The sequence below is a fragment of the Acinetobacter sp. BIGb0196 genome (assembly GCF_011759595.1).
Lineage (GTDB): Bacteria > Pseudomonadota > Gammaproteobacteria > Pseudomonadales > Moraxellaceae > Acinetobacter > Acinetobacter guillouiae.
In genome coordinates this window covers 1718584-1731185 of record NZ_JAAOZA010000002.1, presented here as the reverse complement: position 1 = coordinate 1731185, position 12602 = coordinate 1718584, and the positions used below count along the sequence as shown (strand labels likewise).

Genomic DNA, 12602 nt, shown 5'->3' with positions numbered 1-12602 from the left:
AAAAAACACGCTAGTCCCGAAGGGTTGTGGCTAAAATTATCTCAGCCTCCGTTATGAAACTCGAAAATAGTCTCGCTATTCTCTTCGTTTCATGCCTTGCCTGCTCAATTTTAACCTACAACGCAAGCCATTTATGAAATATCAACAGACCCTCAACACATAAAAAAACCACGCTTTTTAGCGTGGTTTTTTTGCATTAGATTTTATGTATAGGTTTTTGTGTTTGTAGATTTTTATTTAATGCGACCAAATTGCAATTTCATATCCATCTAAATCTTTAAAATGAAAACGACGTCCACCAGGAAAACTAAAAATCTCTTGTACGATGGTTGCACCCGCCTCTTTCACACACACTAAGCTTTGTTCTAACTGAGCACTAAACAAAACAATTAATGCACCACCAGAACTTTGCACATCATCAGACTGAGCAAAGCCCCCTTTTATCTCCCCTGAATCAAACTCACAATATTCAGGACCAAAGTCGGTAAAAGTCCAGCCTAAGTTTTGATAAAACCTTTTGCTTTGTACGACGTCTTTCACCTTAAATTCAATATAGTTAATGGAAATTTTTTGACGAGCCGCTGACTGATCCATCGATGTTTCTCCTTAAATTTATAAAATATTGTTCTATAGAAAATAAAATATGAGTCAATTGATAATACATTTAAACCACTAAATATAGGATAACAAAAAATTATTTTTGCGTTGTTCTGCTTAAATGATCAACTTGCTTGAGTAGCTCAGGAATACGGTATTTCCCGTACATGGACTGTACATTATGTTTCGCTTGCACTAATTCTATTCCGATGGCAGAGACGTATAATGGCTTAACACTTTGTCCACGTAAAATTTCAAATTCCTTTGGTGTTCCTCTAAATTCATTTTTAGCCACCCCAATCACAGGGGTTTTATCAGCTAAGGCAGCATATAAGTGCTGTCCTAAACCTGCTGTTTGTTCAGTGCCTAAATAGACATAGCCATCAATCACAATCATATCGATGGGTTCTTTCACCAAATCCAATAACGTTAAAATACACGGTAATTCACGTTTATAAAATTGACCTGATTCATAGTCAGCAATTGGTTTGATGGTGATAAGGTAATGATTCAATACAACTGAACTCCCCCAAGACTCAAATACTACACCAGCAACTTGTGCAGAGTTATCTGTATAGGCAACGTCTATTGCAAGAATCATGATCCACCTCTTAATGACTAAAATAAAATAGCAATTTTCTCATTTACTGATGATTTTTTAAGTGTTTATCTTGCCCAAAATCTGTAATGTCAAAATATGAATATCTTTAGCAAAATATAAACAGCTTTATTTACAAAACCACTATACATTTCTTCAAGTGAATAGACTAATTTCAAAAGATACAGAATATATTTTTCTGTAAAACAATCAAAAGTTTAAGGGGTTGCTTATGGGATCAATGATTACCGTGACTTCTTGGAAGTACAATGCTTCTTCACGGTATTTAAAAATTTTTTATAACAATGGTTCTGGTGAACTTTACCATCCTGTCCCAGAATTTATATACAATAATTTACTACGATGTAGTGATAAAACAGCATTCGTGCATAAATATCTAGAATACGATTTACATTTTAAGCGACTTTCAATTTTATAGTTTTTAGAACTCTGTCTTTAGAGCAAAGTCAGGGAGATTTCTCCCTGATGTAAAACTCTGTTAGTTTTTAAAAGTCACCACAAACAGACCAGACCCAATCGACAAGGTTGTGGTCATAAACCTTTCATCTCGTTTAACTTCCGTAATAAAGCTCTTTACTTCAGCAGCATGTGATATCACATTATCAACAATCAGTACCCCACCATGTTCTACAAGCATCTTCTGTAGATATACCCAGTAATTTAAATAAGCATTGCGTTCAGCATCAAGTAGAATAAAGTCATATTGTTCCTCACACTGTTCTAAGTATTTTTGCGCATCCCCTACCCAAAAATCAATCACGTCATCAACTTGTAACTCTTGAGCATGAAGTTGCGCTTGCTGAGTTCTTTTTTCATCGATCTCTAGCGTTGTCACCTTGGCACCTGTCACTTTGGCTGCATCCGCAAGCCATAATGTAGAGTAACCTGTTGATGTCCCGATCTCTAAAATTTTCTTAGACTGCTGAATTCGCACTTGCATGGCTAAAAACAATGCTGATTCAGGTTCGATATTTCGATAGCGTTTAATACGATCACACTGTGTAGCATCAAACTTAATAAAGGATTGATATAGTTCATTCAATCGTTGCAAAAATGGGTTACTTAAACTCATGTTTAGATCTTCCTTTTCACTATCATTGTTATTATTTCAATCATTTACGTCATTGCTATGACAATACATAGCTTTTGACAAGTTACATCGTTACGGTTTATTACGTGACTTTATCAGGTGGTAAAATCTATCAAGTAAAACTCAAACCTCATGTAAAAATTCAAATCTCGCTTGGACTTGACCATCTTCTAATGTGACCTGCTCACAAAACATTTCATAAGGTCGAACCCAGATTGAATAATCATCATATAAACATTGGTAAACCACAACTTTTTCACGGGTTTCACTATGCGTTGCGACATGAAAGACTTGGTATAAATTACCTTTATAATGTTTATAAATTCCAGCTTTTAACATCTACACTCAACACTCTAAATACGATATCTATGTTATACAGGATAGCCAAAGAAAAAACTCGTCCGTAGACGAGTTTTTTATGCTTTTCAATTTTTTAAATTAAGAAAAGTCTAAGCCTTTTTCAAATGCTTTTAACTCGTGGCGAGCCATTGCTAAGTTTGATTTAGAACGGTCTAAAACAAGATAAAGGAATAAGTTTTCATTTGAATCAAGTGGACGAATCAAATGATACTGTTTACCTAATGTAATTAAAATATCTTCAATTACATCATCTAATTTCAGTGCTTTTGCTACTTTACGCTTAGCACGAACAACTTCAGTATTACCTGCTGCTGCTAATTCTAAGTCTAAACCTGCACCTGCAGTCGCTAAAGATAAACCACTTTCGCTATCTACTAATGCAGCACAAACGAAACCATCGATATCAGTTAATTGATCTAGTGTAATACGAGCCATGAGCATCCCCGTTTCTTTCAACATTGTTGTTCGCTTTAGTAATTCAATTTTTATTTTGCTTTACTAAAACACTTTACTATTTAGCTAAAAATATTCATTCCTAACTAACATGGATAAATTAGTATTCTTTTTTTGAATACCCATTTAATTTTATTTGATAATCAATTTTAATTAATTATTTCCCACACTCATTTTAATAGCATAAAAAATATTAACTATTCAATAGAAATTTAAAAAATAAATGACTAATTTGACTATTTAAAACTTTCGAAAAAATTCAACAAATACCAGAGAGAAAAAATCCAGTACAGATCTCTTTTTTCAAAAAAAAATGCAACTTATGTTACATTTTCTACAATGGCTTATCTATATATTTCTCATAAGTAATTCTGAGGTAGATTTGAGCTCATAGAGCATCTGTCCCAATAAAATATCTTTGTTGGTCATCGCCACTAAAACCAGTGGGTGCTTTGGATGAGGAATGGCTGTCAAAAGTGCTTTTCCGTTCTCAGCATCAAGGGTAATTGTTTGACATCCAACGAGATTGATTTCTGAAACAAATGCAGTCACTAGGGCCAAAATCGAACTACTCACTGCGGCAATCTTTCCAGAATTGCTAATATTTTTCTTGTTGACTAAAGCAATTTCAAACCCATCAGAAGTACACAACATGATGAACTCGACACCACTGACAGAGTTCAAAAGCTGCCTGATTTGTTTTTCAGCATATGCTACAAAATCATCAGGTACTTTTCGAGATGTGTTTAGGTCAAGCATATTCAAGAAAGCCCCATAAATTAATTTGTAAATTCAGCATTTTCAAAAGCCGAAAACACAGGTTTTTCAGACTTTCTCCAGTAACAGAATTATTTGATATACTTCACATTTTACATTCAATTCTATCTGTTTTTATTGGCTTGTAAACATGTTTTTTACTTTTAATTTAATTTTTTGAGCACTAATATTGTGCCACAAAGCTTCAAATTGTCAGATTTTTTTCAACAAGGTCACTTTCAAATAACTAATATCATAAATTGAGTGGATCTTAAACCTTATCTTGATTTAATTTTAACAATACAGTATTAAAAAACTTACTTTTTATCATTGGTTATTTTATTGATACTGGAAGTTCAAATATAAAGTGAGTCTATTGATATTATATGAAGCTTTTATTAAAACCAGATTTGTGCACTATTATTTGATATAAGATAAATTGATCTTATAAAAACTTTACATTTTATTTTTTGATTTGGTTATTTTTTGTGTTTATATTTATTTCATCCAACTGCTGGATGCCAAAAATTAATTCAAAAAAGGTACAAGACAATGAATAAACTTCTACTCTCTCTTGGTCTGATTGCAACGATTGCACTTGTTGGTTGTAATAAAGATAAAGCTCCAGAAACAGGGGCGACCGCAGGTGAACATGCTGCAAATGCGGTAGAACAAGCAAAACATGATGCAGAACATGCAGCTCAAAATGCAGCTGATGCAACTGCTAAAGCTGCGGATAATGCAGCAAATGCAACTGCGACTGCTGTAGATCATGCCGCTGATGCAACAGCACATGCTGCCGATGCAACAGTTGATGCTGCTAAAGATGCCACTGCAACTGCAGCTGGTGCTGTTGAAAAAGGTGCTGCGGACGTTAAAGAAAAAGCGAGCCAATAGTTTTAATCTGAAAAAAGCTCCTAAATATAGGAGCTTTTTTATATTTGTCATATATTTAGATTATCAATGAATCAGCTTTCAGTTACTTGGAGTTTTGTTTATGCCACATTCTCATCACCTAGAACAGCATTTTATACAACGTACAGGCTGGTTAAGGGCAGCAGTCTTAGGTGCAAATGATGGCATTATTTCTGTGACTAGTTTAGTGATGGGAATGGCAGCAAGTGGTGCGTCTAGTCACACGCTATTGATTACCTGTATTGCGGGATTGATTTCAGGTGCAACCTCAATGGCCGCTGGTGAATATATCTCCGTTAAATCCCAATCAGATATCGAAGCAGCGGATTTAAAAGTCGAAGCTCGTGAATTAGAAAAAAACCCACACTTAGAGCTTAAAGAACTGACTCACATTTATATTCAACGCGGTTTAGATCCCGAATTGGCGCATCAAGTAGCTGTTCAACTCACAGAAAAAGATGCCTTAGAAGCGCATGCACGGGATGAAATTGGGATCAATGAAGCAACTGCAGCAAGACCATTACAGGCTGCTGGTTCTTCAGCGTTATCGTTTTCAATAGGTGCCTTATTTCCAACATTGTCGATTCTGTTTAGCCCTGAAGCATATTTAGAAAAAATTGTTTTAGTAGTTGGTATCTTATCGCTGGTCATACTCGGTGCTTTATCCAGCTATTTTGCGGGTACATCAATACTCAAGGGTAGTTTCCGTGTGGCGGTATGGGGAATTATCGCAATGGCGTTCTCAAGCTGGATTGGTTCTCTGTTTCAAGTCACTCCGATGTGATCTAAGCCTCTATAAAATAAGCTACACTCTAAAGGTGTATTTGAATTATATTTTTATAATAAATACCGAACATAATTTGCTTATTCCAATTGGCTTGGGCAAAGTAACTTAAAACTCAAGGAGCTTAAGTATGTCTTTATTAGAACAATTAGGGATAAAACATCCTATCTTACTTGCACCAATGGCAGGCGTTTCTACCCCACTATTGGCAGCAGAAGTATCAAATCAAGGGGCTTTAGGTGCTTTAGGGCTCGGTGCAAATACCTTAGATTCTGCACTTCAACAAATTCAAGAAACCCAAGCGTTAACACCACATCCTTTTCAATTAAATTTTTTCTGTCATGAATCAACAGCATTAAACACTGAATCTAATACGCTGTGGAGTCAACATTTAGCAGCTGAATTTAAAAAATTTGGCGCAAATCCTCCCACAGAATTAAAATGCATCTACCCGAGCTTTAAAGACAATGATGATTTTTTAAACCTGTGTTTAGACACTCAACCCAAAGCGGTAAGTTTTCATTTTGGTATCCCGCATCAATATCAAATTCAAAAATTAAAACAGGCCGGTATTATCACTCTAGTTTCTGCAACCAATTTGACTGAAGCGCTGGCTATTGAAGAAGCTGGGATTGATATTATTGTGGCTCAAGGTATCGAAGCAGGTGGGCATCGCGGTATTTTTAACGCTCAAATTGATGGTGCAATTAAAACCGCAGATCTAGTCACGCTTATCAAAAAACATAGCTCACTGCCTGTCGTTGCAGCAGGCGGTATTATGAATGGGCAACAAGCCAAAGCCATGTTAAATCTTGGTGCTGATGCCGTACAATTGGGAACGGCTTTTGTGCAATGTAAAACATCAAACGCCAATCCAGCATATCGCAAAGCCTTATTTGATCACCCACTCACTCAAATTACCTCAAGCATTTCAGGCCGCCCAGCACGCGGCATCATCAATCATTGGCAAGCGAGGATTGATCAGCCCGACCGTCCACATGTAGCCGCCTACCCTTATGCCTATGATTTGGCAAAACAGCTAAATGCTTTCGCGGTGCGACATGGTGATACTGGCTTTGGTGCATTCTGGGCTGGAAGTAATGTTGGACAGATTCGTGAATTAGAGGCTCAGGATCTGGTTAATCAATTGGTTGTGGAAATGAACCATTCTTAATGCTCAACTCAGCTGTCAATAGAAGCTGAACTGCAACAGCTTCTATTTATATTGATTAGGCTTGGCTTTGTTCAACCAACATATACACCAAATCTAGTTCAGGGCATGCATACCCCAATCCTGTCATTGCAGCGGTAATTTGCCCACGATGATGTGTGCCATGATTAAATACATGCATAAGTGTCGCAGCATAAGGCAAAGTCAGTTGTTGTCCAGAAACGCGTTTATAGGTTAAATCTGCATTTAAGGTTTTTTCATCTAACTGCTCTAGAAACTCAATCCAATTCTTCGACTTCTTTTGTAATTCATCTAGTAATAGTGTTTTTCCGGTTTGGATCATTGTATTTAATGCAATTGTAGGTGATACCCCCTGCTTAAAGCGTGAATACCAGAGATAATGCTCACCCAACAATAGATGATTCAAGGTGCCAACAATGCTTTTAAAGTAAAGACCAACATCCTTGTTAAAATCATCATCGGATACAACTTTTAAACTTTCACAAAGACGCTGGGTTGCCCAGATATTGTATTGTGCCAGTATTCTGAAAGAGTCTTTATTCATGACTTAAATAAACCATCATTGTGGGTATATAAAATATAATCAGCTTGATAAAAATGCCGTTTTGACTAGAATAGCGACAAAATCAATAAAGCTAGCTTGATGCTCATGTTAAATCAAATTTTTTGCCAATCGGTGAATCATTTTCCACTTATTTGATTAAGTTTTAAATTTTTAACAACTTATTCAAAATACAAGTGAGATTTATCATGTCTGTATATCATCAAATACGTGCGCTATATGACCGCGACACGATTACAGTTTATCAAGCCTATAACCAACAAATTGCACAATTGGCGGTACAACAACAAAAGTTTGTTTCACCCTTTTCCTTTCACAGAATGACATGGATAAAACCTTCATTTTTATGGTTAATGGAAAGAAGTCATTGGGCAACAAAATCCGACCAAAATCATATTTTGGCAATCCGTATCAAACGTGATTTTTGGGAATATTTACTCCAGCAAAGTATCCATACCGACCCGACACTCTCTGCGCATAAAAATGGCGAACACTGGTTTGAGTCTTTTGAAAATGCCAAGGTCCATATTCAATGGGATCCTGAACGGAATTTAAAGGGAACTAAGCTTGAACAGCGTAGTATTCAAATTGGGATTAGTCGTTTTTTAATTCAAGCGTTTAACAACACTGCGATTCACTCAATCCAAGATATTACCCCTCTTGTAACTAAGATGGCGCAATTTCGACGTTTAGGACAGTATAAACACGCTGAAAAACTCTTGCCTAAACAACGTATTTATCCTTTGAACGACGCATTAAAAAAACATTTGCTGATTGGTTGATTCAGTATGGGAGTTCGCTTCCATACTCATTACACCTTATTGATTACACATCCAATAAATTTACCTGCAATTCGGTAACCTAAGTCTTCACCATATATTTTTTCAGTATGTGGTTATTATTCAGAAATATTTTAATAACTGGAGATGACTTGTTTAAGACAGTGAAATATCAATTTTATATATCTGTATATTGTTTTAATTGCTTACAATTTTTTATGATCAACGAACAAAATTTAAATTATTTTATTAACTATACCTTACAAGCTTTATAACAATTTTAATAGTGAGAGGTGATTAAGATGAAAACAATTCATATCAATGAACTTCAGACCATTTTAGAAAATGCTGAGGATTATAAAAAGGAACTCAACAGATATGTTGAGGTTATTTATACAGAAAAAGGATTTGATTACCTTCCCAAGAAAAATATCAAGATCATCGATAATGATGGTTCTGAGCTATATCAAGATAGCGAAAAGCTACTTGTCAAAGATCGCAGAGGTTATCTGGTAAACCCTAATCAAGAATGGTCTGCTGGCTTTAACAATGTACTGATACCAATGAGTCTAAATTTTGGTGCTATATTCAACCCAATCGCTGACTTGGTAATTGACTTTGAAAGACGAAGACGTATTAGAAAGTTTTTCAATAAAAAACAGTCAGGGCAATATGACAAGATTATTATATCTGTTGGTGACTCATGGACTCAACATCCGTTAAATAAAGATATTATTGATATTCTCGATGAAAAACATGAGAATTTAGCGATCTATTGTATTGCTCGTGCAGGTCAGGAACTCCGCGAAATTATCGCTAAAAAGGAATACGTATCACCTCTAAAAACGGAAAAAGCCTCTGTTTTTTTACTGAGTGCTGGTGGAAATGATATTTTAGATGATGTCTCTATATTTACTTATGATTACGATCCTAAAAAAACAGCAAAAGAGCATTTAAACAAAGAATACTACGATAAATTAAAACAGCTTGAACATTGGTACAAAGAAATCTTCACCAACATAAATCATTACAGTACGGACATAACCAAAATTATCATTCATAGCTATGACTACCCTATCCCTTTAAAAAGTGGAGATAGCCGAGGCGGGCACTGGATCGCAAAAAATCTCTCAAAAAACAGAAATATTACAGACCACGAACTACAGAAAGCGATTGCTGTAGAGGTTATTAACGATATCCATTCAATTCTTTTTAAAATAAGCCAACTCCCTGAATTTTCATCAAAAATTACATTAATGGATTTTCGAGGAAAATTAAAGAATGTATCGAATTGGTATGATGAGATACACCCTAATAAAGCAAGTAATATCATACTCGCTGATATGATTTTTAAGGTAATGTAGTCTATTGATTAAACCTGCCAAGTCATGTAGAAGATTAGCAGGAATTTTTTTATCTGCATTTTTTAAGTAATTTAGAGAGTTTTTCACACTTATACTTGTTAAAAGACTTTTTTGGTAATTGGTTGATTCAGTATGGGAGTTTTCTCCCATACTAATTACACTTTTTTGATTACACATTCAATAAATTTAGCGATTCAACCTGTACATCACTCATCGTATTGCCTTGTTCTAGCAAGTGATTAAAGTAATCCTCAACGACTTTTGCTTGTGCTACGGTGCTTTCCACTTTGTACATATTTTGACGGAATTCATTACTTGAGTGCAAACCTTTGGTGTACCAAGCAATATGTTTACGTGCAATTCGACAACCGGAGTATTCACCATAGAACTGATAAAGTTCAGACAAATGTCCCAATAATACGTGTTTTACTTCTTGTATATCTGGCGCCGCTAAGTATTCACCTGTTTTTAGATAATGAGCAATTTCACGAAAAATCCACGGACGCCCTTGGGCTGCACGTCCAATCATGACGGCATCAGCACCAGTATAGTCCAATACATATTTGGCTTTCTCTGGACTATCGATATCACCATTGGCAATCACAGGAATAGTGAGCATCTGTTTGACTTCTTTAATCAAACTATAACGTGCCGTATTTAAATACATATCCTCACGAGTTCGACCATGTAAAGCTAAGGCTGCAATTCCCGCTTCTTCTGCTCGTTTCGCCACACGGATAATATTCTCATGACCATTTAAGAAGCCTAACCGCGTTTTTAACGTCACAGGCACATCAACTGCTTTTACCACTGCATCTAAAATTCGGGCAACCAAATCTTCATCTTTCAGCAATGCCGAACCTGCCAATTTATTACAGACTTTTTTTGCTGGGCATCCCATATTGATATCAACAATTTGCGCACCATTTGCAACTTGATAACGTGCTGCTTCAGCCAACTGATCTGGTTCAGAGCCTGCAATTTGTGCTGAAATCGGCGCTAATTCACCATCAAAATTTGCCCGATATAGACTCTTTTTGGTCATACGTAAGGTCTGATCAGAGGTCATCATTTCACTTACCGCATGCCCAGCGCCAAAGTATTTACACAGTGTCCTAAACGGACGGTCTGTGACTCCGGCCATAGGCGCAACGATTAAATTATTTGACAGTTGATAAGGACCAATATACATATATATTCATACATTTTTAGACCTTCATAGTATACTGCATCTGCCATAGTGGCTCATCATTTTCTGAGTATGTTTTCTTCGATATGAATAAATTAGTTCGACATCACGCATTTCTTAAATCTTTCAGCGTGTTAGCTCTTTCTTTAAGCCTAGTCGCTTGTGGTAAAGGTTCATGGTTTGCCAATGAAGATGATGAACAATTAAAACAAGAGCAAATCAGAAAACTGATTCCAAATCGTGTCAATCAACGTGACTCGTGGGCAAAAGACATCTACGATATTTCCAATGAATTAAAAATCCCAACCAACAAAGAAAATATCTGCACTATCATTGCAGTGGTTGATCAAGAATCTAACTTTGTTGCCAATCCTGTTGTGCCAGGTTTGGGTGATAAAGCGGTAAAAGAAGTCACCACACGTTTAAATGAAAAATTTGAAGATAAACTTGGAACCACAATTGGTGGCACTGTTGCTTCATATTTTGAGAATGTTTTAAAAAATCAGCCCTCGCCTGATGATAACTATTTAAAACAAATGAGTCGTGTCCGCACTGAAAAAGATTTAGACGTACTTTATCGTGAAATCTTTGATTATATGGCAAAGCATTATCATGTGAGTGCGCTGACGGGTGCGGCAAAATTTGTTGGTCAAGATATTGCTGAAAAAATGAACCCAATCACAACATTAGGTTCAATGCAGGTTCATATCAATTATGCCAAAGAGCATAAACGCACCAGTATGAACATCAATGAATTACGTGATGATCTATATACTGAATTTGGTGGTTTATACTATGGAATCCATCGTTTAATGATGTATCCAGCAGATTATGATAAACCGATTTATCGTTTTGCTGACTATAACTCTGGGATGTATTCGAGCAGAAATGCCGCTTTTCAAAAAATGATTGATAAGCTCACTGAAGCTGATCTGGCACTCGATGGTGATTTACTCTCGTATGACAAAAATGGCGACGCACGTCCAGCGATAACTGATACAGAAAAAGCTCTCACTGCTTTATTTTCAAAAAATAATATTTTAGTTACGCCTAGACAGTTACGTAGTGATTTAAAAGACGAGAAACAGCAAGACTTTGAAAAAACTCAAACTTATATCGCTGTATCTAAACTTTATAAGAATAAAACAGGTAAAGATCCAATGTATGCCATAATGCCAGAAGTTGTCATTTCTGGGCCTAAATTGAGTCGTGATTATAATACTAACTGGTACGCAAGCCGCGTAAACGGACGATATGAAACATGTATGCACCGAGCAAAACGTTTAAAAATTTAGCATTATTTGATTTTGACGGAACCTTGTGTAAAAAAGACAGTTTCACAGGGTTTATTTTCTATGCTTTATCAAAAAGACATATCGTAAAGCAAGGCATCAAAATTTTACCGTGGATTCAGGCCTATTATTTAAACATCTATCCTGCCAACTCCATGCGTATCAAATTATTTAATGCAATGTTTAAACAAGCCGATGCCAATGAAATTCAAGATATTGCAAACGAATATGCTCAACGTTTAGTTCGACAACTGGATCAAAATCTTTATCAGCAGTTATTAAAACATCAAAATAATGGCGATGATGTTGTTTTGGTTTCGGCATCTGTAGATATTTACCTCAAAATCATTTGCCAAATCTTAGATATCGACTTGATCTGTACCGGTACTGAAGTCATAGATGGCAAATTTACTGGCAACTATTCCACGCCTGATTGTAGTTGTGAACAAAAACGACTACGCATCTTAGAAAAATATGATTTAGACCAATATGACAAAATATTCGCCTATGGGAACAGTGAAGAAGATTTAGATATGCTTCATTTGGCTGACTATCAATATATGGTTGGTAAGGATCAGGTTTTACCCTATTTAGAAGATGAAAAAAAATTTGCTTAAAAGATTTAATCAATGACTTGCTAAATATATATG

The 12602-nt window shown here is 35.8% G+C and carries 16 protein-coding genes; 8 read left to right on the top strand and 8 right to left on the bottom strand.

Going from position 1 to position 12602, the window contains the following annotated elements:
- Window positions 1–237: 237 nt before the first annotated feature.
- The gene (locus FHR28_RS20825) at window positions 238–594 is read right to left on the bottom strand and encodes a VOC family protein (RefSeq protein ID WP_056515960.1); all 357 of its coding nucleotides are present in this window, start codon (window positions 592–594) and stop codon (window positions 238–240) included.
- Window positions 595–694: 100 nt separating this feature from the next.
- A complete protein-coding gene (locus FHR28_RS20820) occupies window positions 695–1198 on the bottom strand; it encodes an endonuclease V (RefSeq protein ID WP_004721827.1) in 504 nt (167 codons plus the stop codon).
- 229 nt (window positions 1199–1427) lie between these two features.
- On the opposite strand from FHR28_RS20820, the gene FHR28_RS20815 reads away from it, so the two are divergent.
- Window positions 1428–1634 (top strand): KTSC domain-containing protein, encoded by a 207-nt coding sequence (locus tag FHR28_RS20815; protein ID WP_004721830.1) that lies wholly within the window; start codon window positions 1428–1430, stop codon window positions 1632–1634.
- A 60-nt stretch (window positions 1635–1694) separates the two neighbouring features.
- On the opposite strand, the gene FHR28_RS20810 is transcribed toward FHR28_RS20815, so the two are convergent.
- The 4 genes from FHR28_RS20810 to FHR28_RS20795 form a co-directional block, all read right to left on the bottom strand.
- The gene (locus FHR28_RS20810) at window positions 1695–2288 is read right to left on the bottom strand and encodes an O-methyltransferase (protein ID WP_166783459.1); all 594 of its coding nucleotides are present in this window, start codon (window positions 2286–2288) and stop codon (window positions 1695–1697) included.
- A gap of 141 nt (window positions 2289–2429) precedes the next feature.
- Window positions 2430–2645 (bottom strand): DUF1653 domain-containing protein, encoded by a 216-nt coding sequence (locus FHR28_RS20805; protein ID WP_004721833.1) that lies wholly within the window; start codon window positions 2643–2645, stop codon window positions 2430–2432.
- A gap of 99 nt (window positions 2646–2744) precedes the next feature.
- Window positions 2745–3101, bottom strand: coding sequence for a hypothetical protein (locus tag FHR28_RS20800; protein ID WP_004721834.1), 357 nt, complete (start codon window positions 3099–3101; stop codon window positions 2745–2747).
- A gap of 366 nt (window positions 3102–3467) precedes the next feature.
- Entirely contained in the window at window positions 3468–3878 is a 411-nt protein-coding gene (locus FHR28_RS20795) for a roadblock/LC7 domain-containing protein (RefSeq protein ID WP_004721835.1), read from the bottom strand.
- A gap of 549 nt (window positions 3879–4427) precedes the next feature.
- Between FHR28_RS20795 and FHR28_RS20790 the strand changes: the two genes are divergently transcribed.
- The 3 genes from FHR28_RS20790 to FHR28_RS20780 all read left to right on the top strand — a co-directional run bounded on the left by FHR28_RS20790 (window position 4428) and on the right by FHR28_RS20780 (window position 6748).
- The gene (locus tag FHR28_RS20790; RefSeq protein WP_004721836.1) at window positions 4428–4772 is read left to right on the top strand and encodes a hypothetical protein; all 345 of its coding nucleotides are present in this window, start codon (window positions 4428–4430) and stop codon (window positions 4770–4772) included.
- Between the two features lie 100 nt (window positions 4773–4872).
- Complete coding sequence (locus FHR28_RS20785; protein ID WP_004721837.1) at window positions 4873–5574, top strand: VIT1/CCC1 transporter family protein; 702 nt, start codon at window positions 4873–4875, stop codon at window positions 5572–5574.
- A 130-nt stretch (window positions 5575–5704) separates the two neighbouring features.
- On the top strand, window positions 5705–6748 hold the full coding sequence (locus FHR28_RS20780) for an NAD(P)H-dependent flavin oxidoreductase (RefSeq protein WP_166783458.1): 1044 nt from the start codon (window positions 5705–5707) through the stop codon (window positions 6746–6748).
- Window positions 6749–6803: 55 nt separating this feature from the next.
- Here the strand turns inward: FHR28_RS20780 and FHR28_RS20775 are convergent, their stop codons facing one another.
- Window positions 6804–7310 carry a DinB family protein gene (locus FHR28_RS20775; RefSeq protein WP_166783457.1) on the bottom strand — a complete coding sequence of 169 codons (507 nt, stop codon included), beginning with the start codon at window positions 7308–7310 and terminating at the stop codon, window positions 6804–6806.
- Window positions 7311–7516: 206 nt separating this feature from the next.
- Here FHR28_RS20775 and FHR28_RS20770 point away from each other — a divergent pair, with 206 nt between their 5' ends.
- On the top strand, window positions 7517–8110 hold the full coding sequence (locus tag FHR28_RS20770) for a DUF4291 domain-containing protein (RefSeq protein ID WP_166783456.1): 594 nt from the start codon (window positions 7517–7519) through the stop codon (window positions 8108–8110).
- A gap of 299 nt (window positions 8111–8409) precedes the next feature.
- Window positions 8410–9471, top strand: a complete 1062-nt coding sequence (locus FHR28_RS20765; RefSeq protein WP_166783455.1) for a hypothetical protein — start codon at window positions 8410–8412, stop codon at window positions 9469–9471.
- 169 nt (window positions 9472–9640) lie between these two features.
- Here FHR28_RS20765 and dusB read toward each other — a convergent pair whose 3' ends face one another.
- A complete protein-coding gene (dusB, locus tag FHR28_RS20760) occupies window positions 9641–10663 on the bottom strand; it encodes a tRNA dihydrouridine synthase DusB (protein WP_166783454.1) in 1023 nt (340 codons plus the stop codon).
- A gap of 83 nt (window positions 10664–10746) precedes the next feature.
- On the opposite strand from dusB, the gene FHR28_RS20755 reads away from it, so the two are divergent.
- Together FHR28_RS20755 and FHR28_RS20750 are read left to right on the top strand one after the other, a co-directional pair.
- Window positions 10747–11955, top strand: coding sequence for a DUF1615 domain-containing protein (locus FHR28_RS20755; protein ID WP_166783453.1), 1209 nt, complete (start codon window positions 10747–10749; stop codon window positions 11953–11955).
- On the top strand, window positions 11922–12569 hold the full coding sequence (locus FHR28_RS20750) for an HAD-IB family hydrolase (protein WP_166783452.1): 648 nt from the start codon (window positions 11922–11924) through the stop codon (window positions 12567–12569). Before FHR28_RS20755 ends, FHR28_RS20750 begins: the two co-directional genes overlap by 34 nt.
- Window positions 12570–12602 lie beyond the last annotated feature (33 nt).